General features: G+C 58.6%; 21 protein-coding genes. 10 read left to right on the plus strand and 11 right to left on the minus strand.

Annotated features, from left to right (window positions below; genetic code table 11):
- Positions 1-113 precede the first annotated feature (113 nt).
- Positions 114-581 carry a cupin domain-containing protein gene (locus AC07UI_RS09680; protein ID WP_494992277.1) on the minus strand — a complete coding sequence of 156 codons (468 nt, stop codon included), beginning with the start codon at positions 579-581 and terminating at the stop codon, positions 114-116.
- A gap of 198 nt (positions 582-779) precedes the next feature.
- Between AC07UI_RS09680 and dusA the strand changes: the two genes are divergently transcribed.
- Positions 780-1781: a tRNA dihydrouridine(20/20a) synthase DusA gene (gene dusA, locus AC07UI_RS09685; RefSeq protein WP_494992278.1), complete on the plus strand. Its 1002-nt coding sequence runs from the start codon at positions 780-782 to the stop codon at positions 1779-1781.
- 178 nt (positions 1782-1959) lie between these two features.
- Positions 1960-2886 (plus strand): transaldolase, encoded by a 927-nt coding sequence (gene tal / locus AC07UI_RS09690; protein ID WP_494992279.1) that lies wholly within the window; start codon positions 1960-1962, stop codon positions 2884-2886.
- 241 nt (positions 2887-3127) lie between these two features.
- Here tal and rssC read toward each other — a convergent pair whose 3' ends face one another.
- Both rssC and rssB read right to left on the minus strand, forming a co-directional pair.
- The gene (rssC, locus tag AC07UI_RS09695) at positions 3128-3610 is read right to left on the minus strand and encodes an anti-sigma factor antagonist RssC (protein ID WP_016968051.1); all 483 of its coding nucleotides are present in this window, start codon (positions 3608-3610) and stop codon (positions 3128-3130) included.
- Positions 3610-4791, minus strand: a complete 1182-nt coding sequence (gene rssB, locus AC07UI_RS09700) for a two-component system response regulator RssB (RefSeq protein WP_494992280.1) — start codon at positions 4789-4791, stop codon at positions 3610-3612. Before rssB ends, rssC begins: the two co-directional genes overlap by 1 nt.
- A gap of 276 nt (positions 4792-5067) precedes the next feature.
- Between rssB and AC07UI_RS09705 the strand changes: the two genes are divergently transcribed.
- Positions 5068-5367: a PilZ domain-containing protein gene (locus AC07UI_RS09705; RefSeq protein WP_494992281.1), complete on the plus strand. Its 300-nt coding sequence runs from the start codon at positions 5068-5070 to the stop codon at positions 5365-5367.
- A 60-nt stretch (positions 5368-5427) separates the two neighbouring features.
- Here AC07UI_RS09705 and AC07UI_RS09710 read toward each other — a convergent pair whose 3' ends face one another.
- On the minus strand, positions 5428-6114 hold the full coding sequence (locus AC07UI_RS09710) for an MlaA family lipoprotein (RefSeq protein WP_494992282.1): 687 nt from the start codon (positions 6112-6114) through the stop codon (positions 5428-5430).
- Between the two features lie 205 nt (positions 6115-6319).
- Here AC07UI_RS09710 and pcrP point away from each other — a divergent pair, with 205 nt between their 5' ends.
- Entirely contained in the window at positions 6320-6946 is a 627-nt protein-coding gene (gene pcrP, locus AC07UI_RS09715) for an HAD superfamily inactivated hydrolase PcrP (protein ID WP_494992283.1), read from the plus strand.
- A 122-nt stretch (positions 6947-7068) separates the two neighbouring features.
- The gene (locus tag AC07UI_RS09720) at positions 7069-7332 is read left to right on the plus strand and encodes a DUF4404 family protein (protein WP_489075281.1); all 264 of its coding nucleotides are present in this window, start codon (positions 7069-7071) and stop codon (positions 7330-7332) included.
- 98 nt (positions 7333-7430) lie between these two features.
- Here the strand turns inward: AC07UI_RS09720 and queF are convergent, their stop codons facing one another.
- Together queF and copI are read right to left on the minus strand one after the other, a co-directional pair.
- A complete protein-coding gene (gene queF / locus AC07UI_RS09725; RefSeq protein ID WP_494992284.1) occupies positions 7431-8261 on the minus strand; it encodes an NADPH-dependent 7-cyano-7-deazaguanine reductase QueF in 831 nt (276 codons plus the stop codon).
- 69 nt (positions 8262-8330) lie between these two features.
- Entirely contained in the window at positions 8331-8912 is a 582-nt protein-coding gene (copI, locus tag AC07UI_RS09730) for a copper-resistant cuproprotein CopI (RefSeq protein ID WP_494992285.1), read from the minus strand.
- Positions 8913-9066: 154 nt separating this feature from the next.
- Here copI and AC07UI_RS09735 point away from each other — a divergent pair, with 154 nt between their 5' ends.
- Complete coding sequence (locus AC07UI_RS09735) at positions 9067-9747, plus strand: heavy metal response regulator transcription factor (RefSeq protein WP_494992286.1); 681 nt, start codon at positions 9067-9069, stop codon at positions 9745-9747.
- Positions 9747-11105: a heavy metal sensor histidine kinase gene (locus AC07UI_RS09740; protein WP_494992287.1), complete on the plus strand. Its 1359-nt coding sequence runs from the start codon at positions 9747-9749 to the stop codon at positions 11103-11105. Before AC07UI_RS09735 ends, AC07UI_RS09740 begins: the two co-directional genes overlap by 1 nt.
- A gap of 84 nt (positions 11106-11189) precedes the next feature.
- Here the strand turns inward: AC07UI_RS09740 and AC07UI_RS09745 are convergent, their stop codons facing one another.
- The 3 genes from AC07UI_RS09745 to AC07UI_RS09755 form a co-directional block, all read right to left on the minus strand.
- Positions 11190-12434, minus strand: a complete 1245-nt coding sequence (locus AC07UI_RS09745; protein WP_494992288.1) for a lipoprotein-releasing ABC transporter permease subunit — start codon at positions 12432-12434, stop codon at positions 11190-11192.
- Positions 12435-12500: 66 nt separating this feature from the next.
- On the minus strand, positions 12501-13184 hold the full coding sequence (lolD, locus tag AC07UI_RS09750; RefSeq protein ID WP_494992289.1) for a lipoprotein-releasing ABC transporter ATP-binding protein LolD: 684 nt from the start codon (positions 13182-13184) through the stop codon (positions 12501-12503).
- A gap of 7 nt (positions 13185-13191) precedes the next feature.
- Positions 13192-14442, minus strand: a complete 1251-nt coding sequence (locus AC07UI_RS09755; RefSeq protein ID WP_494992290.1) for a lipoprotein-releasing ABC transporter permease subunit — start codon at positions 14440-14442, stop codon at positions 13192-13194.
- Between the two features lie 94 nt (positions 14443-14536).
- Between AC07UI_RS09755 and AC07UI_RS09760 the strand changes: the two genes are divergently transcribed.
- Both AC07UI_RS09760 and AC07UI_RS09765 read left to right on the plus strand, forming a co-directional pair.
- Positions 14537-15124: a PilZ domain-containing protein gene (locus AC07UI_RS09760; protein WP_494992291.1), complete on the plus strand. Its 588-nt coding sequence runs from the start codon at positions 14537-14539 to the stop codon at positions 15122-15124.
- Positions 15125-15133: 9 nt separating this feature from the next.
- A complete protein-coding gene (locus tag AC07UI_RS09765; protein WP_494992292.1) occupies positions 15134-15856 on the plus strand; it encodes a glycerophosphodiester phosphodiesterase in 723 nt (240 codons plus the stop codon).
- Between the two features lie 42 nt (positions 15857-15898).
- Here AC07UI_RS09765 and sthA read toward each other — a convergent pair whose 3' ends face one another.
- Both sthA and AC07UI_RS09775 read right to left on the minus strand, forming a co-directional pair.
- Positions 15899-17293, minus strand: coding sequence for a Si-specific NAD(P)(+) transhydrogenase (gene sthA, locus AC07UI_RS09770; protein ID WP_494992293.1), 1395 nt, complete (start codon positions 17291-17293; stop codon positions 15899-15901).
- Between the two features lie 210 nt (positions 17294-17503).
- Positions 17504-18511, minus strand: a complete 1008-nt coding sequence (locus AC07UI_RS09775) for an FAD:protein FMN transferase (RefSeq protein ID WP_494992294.1) — start codon at positions 18509-18511, stop codon at positions 17504-17506.
- A gap of 308 nt (positions 18512-18819) precedes the next feature.
- Here AC07UI_RS09775 and AC07UI_RS09780 point away from each other — a divergent pair, with 308 nt between their 5' ends.
- Entirely contained in the window at positions 18820-20118 is a 1299-nt protein-coding gene (locus AC07UI_RS09780; RefSeq protein ID WP_494992295.1) for an MFS transporter, read from the plus strand.
- The last annotated feature ends 133 nt before the right edge of the window (positions 20119-20251 follow it).

Raw genomic sequence — 20251 nt, forward strand, 5'->3', positions numbered from 1 at the left:
ACTAAAGGTCGCGGCAGGAATGGCAGTCACCTGCCACCCGCCGCAGTGCGGAGGTCTTTTTTGTTACCCTTAACAAACGGCCCACTAGACTGGGCAACCGGTCAGAGTGAACGTTATTTTTTTCTTGGATCGTCTGCAGGGTTGACGTAGTCAATCCCGATTGGGCCGGGGCCCTGCACCTGAAGGATTACCTCTGTGCCTTTGCTTGCCCCAAAGTGCCTCACGTGACCCTCGCCAAAAATGCTTCCGGCCGGAAATTCATGCAATTTTGTCGCATCGAACTTATCCCCATCGCCGTGATACCACGTACCCGAGATCACCGTGACTGTGCGCTCGTCGGGATGAGTATGGGCGGGAATAATATAGTTCGGCGGGAGTTTTACTCGCACGATATAGGGGCCAACGTTGGGGTTGCCCTGGAGGACGGCGGTTTGTGCCCCCTTTGGTAAAGCAGGGTTATCGGCCCATTTTATGTCATTTGGGGTAACCATGATGTAATCGCCAGGCTCAGCCCAACCCATTGAAGACCCGAGGCACCCCATCGCAAGGACAACAGATAACGCTGCGAGCTTGTTGTTCATCGTATTCTCCTCAGAGCGGTTTGAACGAGGTCGGGGATATTGAGCACGCAGGCATTGGTCAACCAAGACTGCCTTCCTGACAGTTCATAATAGTCTAGAGCTGAAGACTCACCGAGACACCTGACTCAGCTCACCCCTTTCAGCCATCCCACTCCATTCCTGATAAACTGCTGCCTCGCCCCACCCATCCAGATACCCATGCCCTTACACACCACGCCAGCCACACCCCAGTCCCTCTCCCGCCGCTTCAGCGTTGCGCCGATGATGGATTGGACCGATCGCCATTGCAGATTCTTCCTACGCCTGCTTTCCAGGCATGCCTTGCTCTACACAGAGATGGTCACCACCGGCGCGCTCCTCAATGGCGACCATGACCGTTTTCTGCGTCACAACGAAGCCGAACATCCGCTCGCCCTGCAACTGGGCGGCAGCGTCCCGGCGGATTTGGCGGCGTGCGCTCGCATGGCTCAGGAACACGGTTACGACGAGGTCAATCTCAACGTGGGCTGCCCAAGCGACCGGGTGCAAAACAATATGATCGGCGCGTGTTTGATGGCCCATCCTGCCTTGGTGGCGGATTGTGTGAAGGCAATGCGCGATGCGGTGTCGATTCCGGTGACGGTGAAGCATCGGATCGGGATTAATGGTCGCGACAGTTATGCCCAGTTGTGTGATTTCGTCGGTCAGGTGCGGGATGCCGGTTGTACGAGTTTTACCGTGCATGCGCGGATTGCGATTCTGGAGGGGTTGTCGCCGAAGGAGAACCGCGATATTCCGCCTTTGCGGTATGACGTGGCGGCACAGTTGAAAGCGGATTTCCCGGAGCTGGAGATTATTCTCAACGGCGGGATCAAGACCCTTGCGCAGTGTCACGAGCATTTGCAGCGGTTCGACGGGGTGATGCTGGGGCGCGAGGCGTATCACAACCCCTATGTGATGGCTGAGGTGGATCAGCAGTTGTTCGGCAGTACGGCACCAGTGATTTCCAGGGCTGAGGCTTTGGCGCGTTTGCGTCCTTATATTGCTGAGCATCTGGCGGCTGGCGGGGCGATGCACCATATCACTCGGCACGTGCTGGGGCTGGGCACGGGCTTTCCGGGAGCCCGGCGTTTTCGGCAGTTGCTGTCGGTGGATATCCATAAGGCCAAGGAGCCTTTGGCGTTGCTGGATCAGGCTGCGCAGTTGCTCGAAGGTCGGTAGATCTCAGGCATGTTGAACCTGCCGGCTGATTTGGCATCGAAATTATCTGAATGACGCCCCGCTATTCAAACATCTGTTTTCAGGTTATTGCGGTCGGGGCCGTCGTTAAGCATAACTGCCCTTGAGTGGCTGTCAGCGCTCGGGTAATGTCAACAGACTCACAGGACAGAGCACGCCAATGACTTCCAAGCTGGATCAACTCAAGCAGTTCACCACCGTTGTTGCCGATACTGGCGATTTTGAAGCTATCGCTCGCGTCAAACCGGTGGACGCTACCACCAACCCTTCGCTGCTGCTCAAAGCCGCGGCCATTCCAGGTTATGCCCAGTTGCTGAACGACTGCGTCAGCGACTGCAAGGGCGATGTCGGTCTGGCCAGTGATCGCTTTGGCGTGGCGGTTGGGCAAGAGATTCTGAAAGTGATTCCAGGGCGTATTTCCACTGAAGTGGATGCGCGCCTGTCGTTCGATACCGACGCTGTGTTGAAACGCGCGCACCGTCTGATCGAATTGTATGAAAAGGCTGGCATTGGCCGCGATCGCGTACTGATCAAGATCGCTTCTACCTGGGAAGGCATCCGCGCCGCCGAAAAGCTGGAACGCGAAGGCATTCAGTGCAACCTGACCCTGCTGTTCTCCTTCGCTCAGGCCGTTGCCTGTGCCGAGGCCGGGGTGTTCCTGATCTCGCCGTTCGTAGGCCGCATCTACGACTGGTACAAGAAGGCCAACGGCAACGACTACACCGGCGCCGATGATCCGGGCGTGCAGTCGGTCACCCGCATCTACAATTACTACAAAGCCAATGACTACAAGACGGTGGTCATGGGCGCCAGCTTCCGCAACCTGAACCAGATCGAGCAATTGGCCGGCTGTGATCGCCTGACCATCAGTCCTGAACTGATCGAGAAACTGGCCGCCGATAACGGCAAGCTGGAACGCAAACTGGCGCCGAGCCATGCTGGCGAAGCGCGTCAGAGCCTGACCGAAGCGCAGTTCCGCTGGGCTTCCAACGAAGACGCCATGGCCACCGAGAAACTGGCTGAAGGCATTCGTCAGTTCGCTCGCGACCAGGAAAAGCTCGAAGCGCTGCTGCAAGCCAAGCTTTGATCTGATTCAGCGTGATGCAAAAAGGGCGAACCCTGGTGGGTTCGCCCTTTTTTATGCGGTTTGGCGGCGAAGACTGCTGGCTTCGCGCTGAGGGATTTGTCGAGTGTTATGCCGCTATCGCGGGCAAGCCCGCTCCCACAGGGGATCGGTGTCGGATCGCGCTGGTGTGATCGACGCAGGACTCGTGTGGGAGCGGGCTTGCTTGCGACGGGGCCGGACCAGCGCTCACCGCTTCAGGGGATCAGTGACGCTCCAGGGCGTTCACCAAGTCGTGGAAAGCTTCGCGATTTGAGTCGTTCAGGCCCATGAGGATCTTGTGCGCTTCGAGCACTTTGATCCGCACCACTTCTTCCGACTGATCCTGGGATGGCAGGTCGGTCAGGCATTCCGGGCACGGAATCGGGCGATCAACGATGTTGAACACCTGATCGAAGCCCATCGACTGCAAGAGCCGGGTGATGTCTTCGTGGGTGGTAACGACAGTCGGCAAAAGGCCGACCTTTTGCCGCGAAAGGATCGACAGTTTGGCCAGCAGGCCAAGTGTCGTGCTGTCGATGCTGCGGGTTTCGGTCAGATCGATCACGATCGCTGAAAAATTCAGCGCGGTGAAGATCCTCTCAATAGTCGCATCCAACGCCGAACAAAGGGTCAGGCGAACTTCACCGATGAACTTCAGGACGAAGGTGCCGTCCTGCTCGGCGAACTGGATTCTACCGGTACTCATTAAAGATTCCTGCTCAACACCAACAGGGCGATATCATCCGGCATCTCCCCTAGCGTGGCCAATCCAAAAACCTGCCGCAGACCATCCAGGCTGCCGCCCGCCGTTCTCACCCTTTCAGGTAAGGCGGCCTCTTTCTCTTTGAGTGTCTGTTCGGGCAAAAGGTCCAAAATGCCATCGGACATCAGCGTCAGGCTGAATGTCGGCGGCAATTCCAGTACGCGATCTTCGTAGGTGGCTTCATTGAACAAGCCCACCGGCAGACCACGCCCTTCCAGATAGCAAACACTGTTTGGGGTGTACAACACAGGCAATGGCAGGTGACCGCCAATGCTATAGGTCAACAAACCCGTCTCCTCGTCGATGACGCCACCGACCATCGTGACATGTTTGCCCAGCTTACAGCTGATCAGGCCTCGATTGATATGACCAAGGACTTCCGAAGGCTTGAACTCCGGCAGGGTGCCGTTGCGCTTGGACTCGAACAACAACCGCGTGGTCATGAATTTCAACAGCACCGTCACGAATGCTGAAGACGCGCCATGACCGGAAACGTCTGCCAGATAAAACGCTACCCGACGCTCGTCGACCCGAAAGTAGTCGACGAAATCACCGGAAAGGTACAAGGACGGAATGATCTGGTGCGCAAACTGAAACTCGTCGATCGACCAAGGGCTGACCGGCAGCATGTTCATCTGCACCTGGCGCCCGGCGTTCTGGTCTTCCTGCAGCAGGTTCAGGCTGGCTTCGAGCTCGCGATTGGCGGTTTCCAGCTTTTCGCGGTAGCGCTGGTTTTCCAGCAACAGACGCGCGCGATCCAGCGCCCGGCGCACTGAGTGCTCGAGCACTGCCAGATCTTCCAGGGGCTTGATCAGGTAATCCGCCGCCCCGAGACGCAAGGCCTCGACAGCATCGTTCATGACGCCGGCGCCCGAGACAACGATCACCGGTGTTTGGGGAGCACGGTCAGTCACCTGACGAATCAGCTCGAGTCCGCCCATCTGCGGCATGCGCAGATCGCAGATCACCAAGTCGGGCTTTGCTTGCTCGAATACCTTAAGACCCTGCATGCCATTGCTGGCTTGAAGGACGCTGAATCCACTGTCTTCCAAATAGGCCGCGAGGCTCGCGCGTACTACTTCGTCGTCATCGATTATCAGCAGCGTGGCACTGGTTTTTTGCATGTGGGCAAACGGCGCCAGAATTAGGTTGGCGTAGGTGGCGAGGCATTGGCCGGGCTCACACTACTGGATTCGCTTTCTAGCCTCTCCGGGTCGCAGACTTTTGAGCTGTTGCCCTACTCGCGCGTTAATCAGAGGTGCCCTTCTAAGGCGCAGACGGTACTCCCATCCGCGGGGCGTTTCAAGCTCATGCGGATGGTCGCTTGACGTCTTTACACCGCAAATCACCGGGAGTTATAAGAACAAGCAAATCCGTAACAGAATCGAAGGACAGAGCCCATGAGTCAAAATGACCGTGACTACAGCGAAAAACGCGACTACATCCGCATGCGGGTGGATGCCGAGGTCACCCTGATCCACGCTGGCCAGGTGATTCCAGCGGTCTGCGTGGACCTTTCCAGCAGCGGTATGCAAGTCCAGGCTCCACGCTCATTCAAGGTGGGCGACAGGCTGAAGGTACGGATTGACTCTGAACATGCCGCCCTCAAAGGTCTGGAAGCCGACACAGAGGTCGTCTGGATTAAAGAACAGGACGGCGGCAGTCAGAAACTTGGTTTTACGATCCTGGAGATGAGTTGATCCGGGACACAAACACAGAAGGCGGCCACGTGGCCGCCTTCTGTGTTTGCAGAGTCAGGCTTAAAAATCGTCTTCGACCTTGCCATCCTTGACTTTGAACTCGCGGTTCTGCAGGAAGGCATTGCGGATAAACACGTATTTGTCGCCACTGATCAGTTTCTCGGCCGACAGCAGGCTGGCGCGGGTATCGATCACATCCAGGCCGTAAGCCATATTGCGCGCCGGAATGTCATTCATATAACGGTAGGGTTTGGTGTAGCTGTCCACGTACTTGGAGGGTGCATCACGCAGAGTACTCGGACCAAAGAACGGCAGCATCACGAATGGACCGCTGCCCACGCCCCAGTGGCCGAGGGTCTGACCGAAGTCTTCATCGTTGCGCTGCAGGCCCATTTTGGTGCCCAGATCGAAGAACCCGGCCACGCCAAGCGTGGTGTTCATCAACAAGCGCGCGGTGTCGACGCCAGCGGCGCGAGGCTTGGCCTGCAAGACGTCGTTGGCCAGGTTGCCAACGTCACCGATGTTGCGGAACATGTTGTGGATGCCGTCTTCGAGGAACTGCGGTGTGATTGCCTCATAGCCCTGCGCCAGGGGTTTAAGGGCGTAGGTATCAAGAAAATCGTTGAACCGGAAAATCGGCCGGTTGATGCTTTCCCAAGGGTCTTCTTCCGAGGCCTGAGCCACAAATGGAACCAACATGATACTGGTACACACACAAAGCTGAGCTAGACGATTGCTCCAGCGCATAGCAAAAACTCCTTGGATGGTTCTGGCGCGGGCGCTATGCCCTGGCGGTAATCGGGCTAGTATAAGGTGGAACTACCTGATTAGGCAGCATCCCTCCAGAGGAGTCTTGCAACAGGACTCGGTTTTGCCTTTTTCCATTCATACGGATGTCACTCAACTGTCATCGGCAACGGCTAGCCTGCGATGCTATTTCAGGGACGTTGATATGCCGCACGCTGAAGCCTTACCCGTAGCTGCTCCAGCCCTGACTGCCGTACTTTTTGGCCTCAGTGGCTGCCTGGTCGATTTCGGCGCCCGGACGCGCCAACACAGCGCCGACCAGCCGCCCCACGAACCCGCCAATGCCACCCCGGGAGCACTGGATATCCTGCACAGCTTGCAACGCCAGGGCGTCCCCTGCGCCTGGCTGGATGAGCTGCCGCCCGGGGTCAGCCACTCCCTCGCGGCATCGCTGCCGGACTGGATCAAACCCACCCACAACACCGAAGCAGCCCGTCAATGGCCGGCCCCTAACGCTTGCTGGCAGGCGTTGATGACGCTGAATGTCAGTCGCCTGGATGGCTGTGTACTGGTCAGCGGTGAACCACGCTTGCTGCAGTCAGGACTCAACGCCGGGCTTTGGACTATCGGCCTGGCATCATGCGGCTCACTGTGCGGGCTGGCACCCAGCGAATGGCAGGCTTTGAGCCAGCAAGAGCGCGAGCGCAAACGCGGCAAGGCAACGCTGCAACTGTTCAGTCTCGGCGTACATTCGGTGATTGATCACCTGGGCGAACTCACCACCTGCCTGGCGGACATCGGCCTGCGGCGACTCAAGGGTGAAAAACCCTGATCGAGCGATCTTGATCGAGATCATGCACGCGGCGATGGAGTGGATTACTCTAAGGTCAGGGTATGGATCTTTAGGCCTGTGCCGCGATCCATACCTGTGCCTATCAATAAAGGGAGAACGCCATGCCTGCCCGCGAATTGCAAGAACAGCTCAATACCCTGCGCGAGCAATTGGAGCAAAACCCACCGCTTTCGGAAGCAGAACGCGCCGATCTGCAATTGCTGATGCAACAGATCGAGCTTGAGCTCGAACTTGAGAAAAAAACTCAGGGCACCAACCTGGCCGATGGCGTAAACCTCGCCGTAGAACGCTTCGAAGTTGATCATCCCGCGATCGCCGGCACCTTGCGCAATATCGTGCTCGCGCTAGGTAACATGGGAATCTAGACACCCCACATACAAAAGCCCCGCTCTTTAAAGCGGGGCTTTTTCATTTTGCGGTAATGAACGCGGTCTAGCGAACACCGCCAACCCACACCAGATCTTTATTGGCGAACCAGTCTGAGGTTGGGCAGCTCCACCGCCTCAGTGCTGCGGTACGGATTGATATCCAGACCGCCACGGCGCACATAACGCGCATAGACCGTGAGTGTCTCCGGTTTCAACAGGCGTTGCAGGTCGAGAAATATCCGCTCCACGCACTGCTCGTGAAAGTCCGCGTGTTGACGGAAACTCACCAGATAAGCCAGCAGGCTCGCGTGATCCAGCGCTGCGCCGCGATAGTGCACGGCAACGCTGCCCCAGTCTGGCTGACCGGTCACCGGGCAATTGGATTTAAGCAGATGGCTGTGCACACGCTCCTCGATCACCTGCGAATCGTCGCAGCGCAGCAGTTCTGGCCGCGGCTGCTCGTAGTCGCGGACGCTGACATCAAGCTCATCGATGCAAACGCCCGGCAACCCGGCCACGCCTTCAGCCTGGACTTCGCTCAGACTGCGAATCCGCACGCCCACCGGCTTGCCGGCCGCAATGGACAAATCTTCCTGCAAGGTTGCTTCAAGGCTTTGGCGATCGGCAAACGGCGTCTGGTTCAGCGAGTTGAGGTACAACTTGAAGGACTTCGACTCGATGATGTTCGGCGAATCTGCCGGAATGCTGAACTCGCCGATCGCCACCACCGGCTTACCGGACGGCAGCAACCAGGACAACTCAAAGCAATTCCAGAAGTCCACGCCCTTATACGGCAGGGTCTCGGCGCTCAAGCCCAGCTCGGCCCATTTCGCCGCGCGCGGGATCGGAAACAGCAAAGACGGGGTGTAGGTAGAAATGTATTCACTGGACTTGCCCAGCGGCGAGTGTTCGGCTGCGGGATGCATGGCGGAAACCTGACTGAATAAACCCGACAAGTCTACCAGCCTTTGCTCCCGCCTTTGAGTGTGAAGCGCTTACTGGGCGACGCTAATCTTGCCGACCATCCCCGCCTGATAGTGACCGGGGATGTTGCAGGCGAACTCCAGATTGCTCGCTTTGCTGAAGGTCCAGGTCAATTCGGCGGTTTTACCCGGCTCTACCAGTACACTGTTCGGGTCGTCGTGCCGCATGCTCGATCCATGATCCATACCAGCCATCGAACCGTGGTCCATCGCTGCGTGATCCATGGAGCCAGACGACACCGGCGCGCTGTTCATTGTGCTCGGAGTCAGCATGCCGCTCTGCTGCATCTGGAGCATTTCCTGCTGGTGCCTGGCATGCATCGCTGCGTCGCCCAGGTTGAACTCGTGCAGCAGCTGCCCCTTGTTGACCAGCACAAAGTGCACTGTCTCACCGGCCTTGATATCCAGTGACTTGGGGCTGAAGGACATATCGTCCATTACCACTTCGACTGTCCGCGTGGCTTTCGCTGCAGGCGCAGGCGCGCCGAAGGCGTAGGTCTGTGCCGGTGGTGAGGCCCAGACGGGGAAGCTCAATACCAGCAGACAACCCGCCAGCACCAGTCGATTTCGCAAAAACCGTTTTTCCAAAAACATAGTCACGCTCCTACAAGATGAGGTTCAGCCTGTGGGAAACTCTAAAGCTGCATCGCTGCCAGCCAGCTGACTGCTAGATTACAACTTTGTCAGGTTACGCCGCATTGCCACCGCCCACGGTATAAAGCTCCCGTCCGTTTGCCATGAGTCGCCCATGAAACTGCTGATCGTCGAAGACCAACTGAAAACCGGGCAGTATCTGCGCCAAGGGCTGAGTGAAGCCGGCTTTAACGCCGAACTGGTGGCCGATGGCACCACCGGTCAGCACCTTGCGCTGACCGGTGATTACGCGCTGCTGATCCTGGATGTGATGCTGCCCGGTCGTGACGGTTGGCAAATTCTACAAGCCGTGCGCAGCGCGGGCCTGGACATGCCGGTGCTGTTTCTGACCGCCCGCGACGCTGTGGAAGACCGCGTGCATGGCCTCGAACTCGGCGCCGACGACTACCTGGTCAAACCCTTCGCCTTCTCCGAACTCCTCGCCCGTGTACGAAGCCTGTTGCGCCGAGGCAGTGCCACGCCTCAAGAAACCAGCCTGCAACTGGCCGACTTGCGCCTGGACTTGATCCGTCGCCGGGTCGAACGCAGCGGCCAGCGCATCGACCTCACCGCCAAGGAGTTCGCCCTGCTGGAGATGCTGTTGCGGCGCCAGGGCGAAGTGCTGCCCAAATCGCTGATCGCCTCGCAAGTGTGGGACATGAATTTCGACAGCGACACCAATGTGATTGAAGTGGCGATTCGCCGCTTGCGCCTGAAGATCGACGATGACTACACGAACAAATTGATTCATACCGTGCGCGGCATGGGCTACGTCCTTGAAGAGCGTCCTGTCTGATGCGCTGTCTTTCCCTGAGCAGCCGCCTGGCCTTGCTGTTTGCCGCCTGCACTGCAGTGGTTTCGTTACTGGCTGGCGTGCTCTTCAGTCGCGCCAGCGAAGGACACTTCATCGAACTCGATCAGCAATTGCTCGATGGCAAATTGATCGCATTGCGCAGTGCTTTGCAAGGTGCCGATGACCCGGCCCGTTTCGCTGATCGCCAAGCCTCGTTGCAGGATGAACTCAATCATCAACCAGACCTGGCGCTGCGCGTCAGTACTGCAAATGGCAGCGTCTGGTTCGACAGCTCAACCACCCTGCCCTCCGGCTTGCCAACCGAACCCGGTTTGCACAGCCTGCAAAGCGCTGGCACTGCCTACCGGGTCTACAACGCGGCGCTAGAGCCGGGCAAGCCGGGCTCCCCACAGCTGACGCTGATGCTCGACATCACCCACCATCAACACTTCCTGCAACGCATGCAGCATTTGATCTGGTTGACCGTTGGCCTGTCGGCGCTCGCCACGGCGTTATTGGGTGCCTGGGCCGCCCGCAGCGGTTTGCGCCCGCTACGACGCATGAGTGAAGTCGCCGCCAGTGTTTCCGCCAGTTCGCTGACCAAGCGCCTGCCCCACGATCAGATGCCGGCCGAACTCGCCGAACTGGCCCACACGTTTAACGCCATGCTCGGGCGCCTGGACGATTCGTTCCAGCGACTTTCGGCGTTTTCCGCCGACATCGCCCATGAACTGCGCACACCGCTGTCGAATTTGCTCACCCATACTCAGGTCACCCTCACCCGACCACGGCCGCTGGAGGACTATCGCGAGGCGTTGCACAGCAATCTGGAAGAGCTGCAATGGATGGCGCAACTGGTCAACGACATGCTGTATCTGGCCAAAGCCGATCATGGCTTGCTGATCCCGAAACGCGAGCCCCTGGAACTGGGGGATGAGGCGGACCTGTTGCTGGAGTTCTTCGCGCCGCTTGCAGAAGAAACGCAAATCAGTCTGACCCGCGAAGGCAACGCACGCTTTACCGGGGACCGCAGCATGCTGCGCCGCGCCCTCTCCAACTTGCTGGACAATGCGCTGCGTTTTACCCCGGCGAACGGAGAGGTGCGGGTACGAGTTGTTGATCGACCCAAGGGCTTGAGCCTGAGCATCGAGAACAGCGGAAGCGCAATTGACCAGGCGTTATTGCCGCGTTTGTTCGATCGCTTTTACCGGGCCGATCCGGCTCGCCGTGAGGGCAGCAGCGAACATGCGGGATTGGGATTGGCGATCACCCAGTCGATCATCCGCGCCCATGGCGGGCAGATTCATTGCGAGTCGGATAAGGGATGGACCCGGTTTGTGATTGAGTTGCCGAGAATCTGATCGTTCCTACGCTCCGCGTCCGCTTGTGACGCAGAGCGTCACGGGCTGCATGCCCACGCAGAGCGTGGGAACGATCAGAGGCCCTTACGAATATCTCAACGCGTCCGCCGGCTGGATCTTCGACGCGCGCCAGGCGGGATACACCGTGGCCAGAAAGCTCAGGGCAAAACCGGCTGTGCAGATCAGCGCCACATCCACGCCTTGCAGTTCGGACGGCAGATTGCTGACGAAGTACACATCGGAACTAAAGATATGCTGGCCACTGACCCGCTCCAGCCAACCCACTAGCTCGCTCACATTCAACGCCGCGATCACCCCAAGAACGCCGCCGATCAAGGTGCCGACAATCCCGATCACGGTCCCCTGAACCATGAAGATCGCCATGATCTGCCGTGGCGTAGCGCCGATGGTGCGAAGGATCGCGATGTCCGCGCCCTTGTCGTTCACCACCATGATCAAGGTGGCGATGATGTTGAATGCAGCCACGGCGACGATCATCAGCAACAGCAGGCCGATCATGGTCTTTTCCATCTTCATCGCGCTGAACAGGCTGCCCTGGGTGTGGGTCCAGTCATCGGCCTTGTAGCTATCGCCCAGGCCGGTGGCGATGTCCGTCGACACTTGTGGCGCGGCATACAGATCCTTCACCGCCAGACGAACGCTTTGTACCTGATTGGGCTCCCAGTGCTGCATTTGCGCGGCGTCGGCGACGTGAATCAGCGCCATGGAGCCATCCAGCTCAGCGCCGACCTTGAACACGCCGACCACATTCAGCCGCTGCATGCGCGGTGTGATGCCACCCGGCGCGGTGCTGACTTCCGGCACGATCAGGGTGATCTTGTCGCCGACGTTCAAGCGGAAACGGCGCGCAGTGATTTCACCGACCACCACCCCGAACTCACCGGGCTTCAGGTCGTCCAGACGACCCTGCACGATGTGCTGGGCAACGATGGACACCTTGCCTTCCTGAGCCGGATCGACGCCGCTGATCTGGATCGGTTGCATCGAGCCCTTGTAGGACAGCATGCCTTCCATCTCGGTGAACGGCACCGCAGCCGTCACTTCGGGATTCTTCATGGCGGCAGCCGCCACCGGCTGCCAATCATTGATCGGATTGACGCCGACGATGGTCGCGTGGGGCACCATACCGAGGATGCGCGAGCTCATTTCGCGCTGAAAGCCGTTCATCACCGACAGCACCACGATCATCGCCAACACACCCAGGGCGAGGCCGATCATCGAGGTCATCGAGATGAAGGAAACAAAGCGATTGCGGCGCTTGGCGCGGGTATAGCGCGTGCCGATAAAGATCGATAACGGTCTGAACATTCGCTGGGGCACCGTATAAAAATAAAAGACCCGACGCGCTTTTCAGGCGTGCCGGGTTTCGGCCAATCAGATGGGCGTCAGGCGACCTTCCTGCAGGTGCAGGACGCGATCCATCTGGCGGGCCAGGTTCATGTCGTGGGTCACCACCAGGAACGCGGTGCGCATCGAGGTGCTGAGTTCCAGCATCAAATCCTGAATGCCCTGGGCGGTGTGGGAGTCGAGGTTGCCGGTCGGCTCATCGAGCATCACCAGCCCCGGCTTGTTCACCAGAGCACGGGCGATGGCCACGCGCTGACGTTCGCCACCGGACAATTCGGCCGGTTTGTGCTCCAGGCGATGGCCCAAACCGACGCGATCCAGCAAGGCCTTGGCCCGCTGACGGGCTTCGGGAATCGCCGTGCGACCGATCAACAGCGGCATGCAGACGTTTTCCAGCGCGGTGAACTCGGGCAGCAAGTGGTGGAACTGGTAAACGAAACCCAGCGAACGGTTGCGCAACAGGCCGCGGGACTTTTCGTTGAGTGCCGACAGCTCTTCACCGGCCAGCCAGACGCTGCCTTTGGTGGGTGTATCGAGGCCGCCAAGCAGGTTGAGCAAGGTACTCTTGCCGGAACCGGAGGTGCCGACAATTGCCACACGCTCACCCGGGTGCAGCTCCAGCTGCAAACCGGACAGCACCACCACCGATTCCGGGCCTTCCTCGTAGGACTTACCCAGATCGCGGCAACTCAAGACTGCTTTAGTACTCATACCCAAATCACTCATAACGTAGCGCCTCCGCAGGCTGGGTGCGCGCAGCACGCCAGGCTGGATACAGGGTGGCGAGGAAACTCAGGACCAACGCCGCGCCGCAGACCATCAACACGTCTTCGGCCATCAGTTGCGACGGCAGGTAGTCGATGAAGTACACGTCAGCATTAAGGAATTTGTGCCCGATCAGGCCTTCGAGGGCGGAAATCGCGGCACTGACATTCAACGCGGCGAACATGCCGACCACGGCGCCGATTGCCGTACCAACGACGCCGATCACCGTGCCCTGGACCATGAAGATCGCCATGATCTGTCCCGGTGTGGAGCCGAGGGTGCGCAGAATCGCAATGTCGCCTTTCTTGTCATTCACCACCATCACCAGCGTGGAAATGATGTTGAACGCAGCAACGGCCACGATCAGCAACAACAGCAGGCCGATCATGGCTTTTTCCATGCGGATGGCCTGATACAGGTTGCCGTGGGTGCGGGTCCAGTCACGAGCGAAGTAATGGTTCTCGCCCAGCTTCTGGGCGATGTTCCACGCGGTGCGCGGTGCCTGGAACAGGTCGTCGAACTTCAAGCGCAGACCCTGTACCTGATCCGGCTTCCAGCGATGCAGGCGTGCCAGATCGTCAAGATTGGTCAAACCCAGGTAACCGTCCAGCTCACCGGCGCCGACATGGAAAATGCCGACCACCGTGAAGCGCTTCATCCGCGGGAACATCCCGGCCGGGGTCACGGTGACTTCCGGAGCGACGAAGGTCAGCTTCTCGCCAAGGCCCACGCCGAGTTTGGTCGCGGCCTTGTCGCCGATCACAATGCCGAAGCTGCCCGGCGCCAGGTCGTCGAGCTTGCCCTGCGTCATGAAGTTGTCAATGATCGAGACCTTCCGCTCCTGGGCCGGGTCGACGGCATTGAGCAGGACTTTCTGCACCTGACCGTTGTTGGTCAGCAAACCCTGCATCTGGGTGAACGGCGCAACCGCCTGCACCTGCGGGTTTTGCTTGACCTTGGCGGCCAGGCTTTGCCAGTCGCCGATGGGTTCATCGGATTCGATGGTCGCGTGAGGCACCATGCCCAATACACGGGTGCGCATCTCATGATCGAAGCCATTCATCACCGATAACACGACGATCATCACGACTACGCCGAGGGCGAGTCCGATCATCGAGGTCAGGGAAATAAATGACACAAAATGATTGCGGCGTTTTGCACGGGTATAACGCGTGCCGATAAATACGAAGAGAGGTCTGAACATGTCGGGGCTTGTTCGGAGGAAAGAGGAACGTCCTTGTGGCGGGGGTCGGTAACCAGCTTTACACTCAGACCACCGCCGCTACCATGGGTTCGCCATGTCGACATTAGATGAAGAAGATCGCCGCGAATACTACCGTATCAAGGACACGATCGCACTGGAAATTAGGCCCCTGTCTGCCCACGAAGCCGCAGGCCAGGAAGTGTTGCAGGATGAGTCACCGCTGTTCAATCTGCTCAGTGAACTGCATCTGAGCGAATTCGAGTCGCAACACCTGCTCAGACAGATCAGCGAGCGTGATCGAAACACCGCCAGCTACCTGAAAGTCATGAACAAGCGTATCGACCTGCTCGGCCAGGTTGTTGCGCAGACCGTGCTCGGCAAGTTCGAAGAGCCACGGCATGTGGTGCTGTCCGAAGGCGGTATCGAGTTCGAGCATCACCTCGCCTACCCGACCGGCAGCCATCTGGCGATCAAGCTATTGCTGATGCCGCAAGCGCTGGGTCTGCTGTTACGGGCCAAGGTCACTCACTGTGAACCGGAAAGCTTCGGCACTTTCCAGATTGGCACCGAGTTCGAATCCCTCACCGATGCGCAGCGCCAATTGCTGGCCCGCTATATCTTGCACAAACAGGCTCAAGAACGACGCCTTGCGCGCGAACAGAACGAACCAGGCAATCATTAAGGAACAACCGTGACCCTTATCTACGGCCACCGCGGCGCCAAAGGCGAAGCACCGGAAAACACCCTGACCAGTTTTCAACAATGCCTCAAGCACGGGGTACGACGCTGCGAGCTGGACCTGCATTTGTCCATGGACGGCGAGTTGATGGTGATTCACGACCCGACGCTCAAGCGCACCACCGACCGGCGCGGCAAGGTGGTCGAACATTCGGCCGCCAACCTGGTGACCTATGACGCACGCAAGGGCGGCCCGGGATGGATCAAACCATGCCCGATTCCGCGTTTGGAAGAGCTGTTCGAAAAATGCGACTTCGAGCATTGGCAACTGGAAGTCAAAAGTGCTTCGCGAACCCGCGCAGCAACCACCGTGCTGGCCATTCGAGAAATGGCTCAGCGCTTCGGGCTGCTGGACAAAGTCACCATCACGTCGAGCTCAAGGGAAGTACTGAAAGCTGCACTGGATCTGACACCGGATGTGTCACGCGGACTGGTAGCCGAATACGCCTGGCTCGACCCACTGAAGGTCGCGCAGAGCTATGGCTGTGAGATTCTGGCGTTGAACTGGACGCTGTGCACGCCCGAGCGCCTGCAGAAAGCCCAGCGCCAGGGTCTGCATGTGTCGGTGTGGACAGTCAACGAACCCGCGCTGATGCGCAGGCTCGCCGACTTCGGCGTAGATAGCCTGATTACAGACTTTCCCGGTTTGGCCAGCGCCACTCTCGAGAATTGCTGAAATCGGTCTCCCCGGCCGGCTCAGGCCACCGGCCGGAGCCGCTTAAAAAAGCCGGTTGAGGCCGTCGTAAGCAGCGACCCGATAGGCTTCGGCCATGGTCGGGTAGTTGAACGTGGTGTTGACGAAGTACTTGAGGCTGTTGGCCTCACCCTTCTGGTTCATGATCGCCTGACCGATGTGGACGATCTCGGAAGCTTGATAGCCGAAGCAGTGCACCCCGAGGATCTCCAGGGTTTCGCGGTGGAAGAGGATCTTGAGCATGCCCTGGGGCTCACCGGCGATCTGCGCGCGCGCCATGCTCTTGAAGAACGCCTTGCCCACTTCGTAAGGCACTTTGGCCTGGGTCAACTCTTGCTCGTTCTTGCCGATCGAGCTGATCTCCGGAATGGTGTAGATACCGGTCGGCACATCGTTGACGAAGCGCCAGCTGCCGTTATCGACAATGCTACCGGCTGCCGAACGCCCCTGGTCATGGGCGGCACTGGCCAGGCTCGGCCAGCCGATCACGTCGCCAGCACCGTAGATGTTCGCCACACAGGTGCGATAGGTCTGGTCCACTTCGATCTGGCCACGGCTGTTGACCTTGATCCCGATATTTTCCAGGCCCAGCTGATCGGTGTTGCCAGTGCGACCGTTGCACCAGAGCAAGGCGTCGGCCTTGATCTTCTTGCCGGATTTGAGGTGCAGGATCACGCCGTTGTCCACGCCTTCGACCCGATCGTAATCTTCGTTGTGGCGCACAGTGATGTTGTTGTTGCTGAAGTGGTAACTCAGCGCCTGGGAAATCTCGGAATCCAGGAAACTGAGCAGCTGCTCGCGGTTATCCACCAGCTCTACCAGCACACCCAGGCCACTGAAGATCGAGGCGTATTCGCAACCAATTACCCCGGCGCCGTAAACGATGAGTTTGCGCGGCGTGTGACCCAGGCTCAGGATGGTGTCGCTATCGTAGATACGCGGGTGGTGGAAATCGATGTCGGCCGGACGATACGGGCGCGAGCCGGTGGCAATGATGATCTGCTTGGCCACCAGTTTTTCGACCACGCCGTTGGCGCACACCACTTCGACCGTCTGCTCGTCGGCGAAGCTGCCTGTGCCGAAGAACAGGTCAACCCGATTGCGCGCGTAATAGCCGGTGCGCGAAGCAACCTGCTTGGAGATGACCTTTTCCGCACTCTTGAGTACGTCAGGGAAAGAGAACCAACGCGGCTCACCAATGGCCCGGAACATCGGGTTGGTGTTGAACTGCATGATCTGCCGTACCGAGTGACGCAAAGCCTTGGACGGGATGGTCCCCAGGTGGGTGCAGTTGCCGCCGACCTGGCGACGACTATCGACCATCGCCACCTTGCGCCCTGCTTTGGCGGCGTTCATTGCCGCACCTTCTCCAGCAGGGCCGGAACCCAGCACCACCACGTCGTAGTTGTAGACAGCCATGCGTACTCCTCAGAACAGGCCGAGACACCACTCTGGCGTCTCCGGCTAAATCATGCCGCGGCCGGCGGCATGAAGGAACAATTTGGGTCGGTTACGAATCCGGACACAGTCTATAGAAGCGTCAACGCCGCGCACATTAACCCTTGGTCGCGTCGTAGGCTACTTTTGCCTGCACTAAATCGCTATCGCGAATCACGGACACCACCGCCATTACTCGGTTTTACCGGCAACCAGACGATCAAAAGCCTGACTGGTACGCGTGACAAAACCTGTATCGGTACGAATCACAAAAAATGCACCGATATCATTTTTTTCTGCGTATTCCCAACCTCGTTGCGGGCCAAGAATCAGCAGCAGTGTCGACAAGCCATCGGCCATCAACGTCGAAGGATGAATCACCGTCACTGACGCCAGAGCGTGATCGATCGGTGCGCCGGTACGGGCGTCGAAGGTGTGGGAATAACGCCGCCCATCCTGCTCGAAGTAATTACGATAGTCGCCAGAGGTGGAAACACCGTAACCATCCACCGCGATCACTCGCTCAGCCACTTGTTGATCGTCCCGAGGCTCTTCCAGAGCAATCCGCCAGGGCGAGCCGTCGAGCTTTTTACCGACAGCCTTGAGTTCGCCTGTGGCTTCAGCCAGGTAGCTGTCGATGCCCATGGCTGTCAGCTTCGCGGCGATCCGGTCCACGGTATAACCGGCGGCAATGCTGTTGAAGTCGACCTCGACCGGCGCATCCTTGCACAGTTGATCACCCTCGATTCGCAAATGAGTATGGCCTACCCGCTGCCGGACCCGAGCCAGCGCTTCGGTACTTGGGACTTTCTCCTCGCGGGCTTGCGGACCAAAGCCCCACAGGTTCATCAGCGGCTCCACCGTCAGATCATACGAACCATCGCTTGTAACGGACAGCTGCTCGCCGACACGCACCAACTGCAGGATCGACGCAGGCATTCGCTGACAACTGTTCGCCGGCAAATCGTTGAAGCGCTCGATGTCCGAGTCGCCGCGGTAGGTCGACATCTGCTGATCGACCTCGGCCAGGATCCTCTCGACCTGCGGCTGGACCTCGGCTGGCCCGGGGACGCCCTTGTGGCGCACGTATTTGATTGAATAGGTACTGCCCATGGTCGGACCGCCGAAACTTTCCAGCGAGTCGCCATTGCCACAGCCCGACAACGTGCCGAGTACCACAAAAAGACTGACGACCTGCATTCGGCTCTTGCGCAACAAACCTGCACCTCCCGAGAATTGACTCTCCCTGCAAATACACACCTCTCAGGGCCGGGCATTATGCGACAGATACCCACCTGCGCCAGACCATGCTTAGGCTAAACCCGTTTTAATCAACTCATTTAAGTGGCTTTATCGTTTAAGCAGCAAGCTAACTATTTGTTGCCTCCCTCCATGGATACACATATTGTTACAAACTGCTCGATGGGACGGCGAATGCCCGACTTCGGCAAAAGGAAGCGTCAAGACCAGGGATTCCAAATAAGACAGCCAAAAGTGAGCACCTTAAAATGTCCTCGAATACGGGCAAAGGCAAAGCGATTTTTCGCGTTGTCAGCGGCAACTTTCTCGAGATGTTCGACTTCATGGTCTACGGCTTTTACGCCACGGCCATCGCTAAAACCTTCTTCCCTGCCGATAGCGCTTTTGCGTCATTGATGCTGTCGCTGGCCACCTTCGGGGCCGGCTTCCTGATGCGCCCACTGGGTGCAGTTTTCCTCGGCGCCTACATCGACCGCCATGGCCGCCGCAAAGGCTTGATCATCACCCTCGCACTGATGGCCGCGGGCACCGTGCTGATTGCCTGTGTGCCGGGTTACGCCACACTGGGCCTCGCCGCGCCACTGATCGTGTTGTTCGGTCGACTGCTGCAAGGCTTCTCGGCCGGCGTGGAACTGGGCGGCGTGTCGGTGTATCTGGCAGAAATCGCTACTGTGGGCCGCAAAGGCTTTTTCGTCAGCTGGCAATCCGCGAGCCAACAAGCCGCGGTGGTCTTCGCCGGTCTGCTCGGCGTGGGCCTGAACCACTGGCTGAGCCCGGATCAAATGGGCGACTGGGGCTGGCGCGTGCCGTTCCTGATCGGCTGCATGATCGTGCCGGTCATCTTCGTGATTCGTCGTTCGCTGGAAGAAACTCCGGAGTTCCAGGCACGCCAACATCGCCCGACCCTAAAGGACATTGTTCGCTCGATCAGTCAGAACTTTGGACTGGTGCTAGGTGGCATGGCGCTGGTAGTGATGACCACTGTGTCGTTCTATCTGATTACCGCCTATACCCCGACCTTCGGCAAAGCCGAGCTGAACCTGTCGGACCTGGACGCGCTGCTGGTCACGGTCTGTATCGGTCTATCGAACTTCTTCTGGCTACCAGTCATGGGGGCGCTTTCCGACAAGATCGGCCGCAAACCGCTACTGTTGGCGGCGACCATCCTGGCTCTGCTGACGGCTTATCCGGCGCTGTCCTGGCTGGTGGCCAACCCGAGCTTCAGCCACTTGCTGATCGTCGAGTTGTGGCTGTCATTCCTTTATGGCTCGTATAACGGCGCCATGGTGGTAGCCCTGACCGAAATCATGCCGGTTGAAGTACGGACGACCGGCTTCTCCCTGGCCTACAGCCTGGCGACTGCGACCTTTGGCGGATTCACGCCAGCGGCGTGCACCTACCTGATCCATGTTCTGGGCAACAAAGCGGCACCGGGAATCTGGCTCAGTGGTGCAGCGGTTCTTGGGTTGGTCGCAACGCTGGTGTTGTTCCGTGGCAACAAGCATGCGCTGCGCACCGCGCAAGCGTCTGTAGTCGGCGGCGCCTGACAGATCGATCGCGGGCAAGCCTCGCTCCTGCATGGGTTGCGCAAATCCTGTAGGAGCGAGGCTTGCCCGCGAGACGCCAGATCAGACGATCTCAACCCCAAGCAACCCGCACAAACAAAAACGCCCCGACAAG

This window comes from Pseudomonas sp. GW821-FHT04C07 (assembly GCF_059420325.1).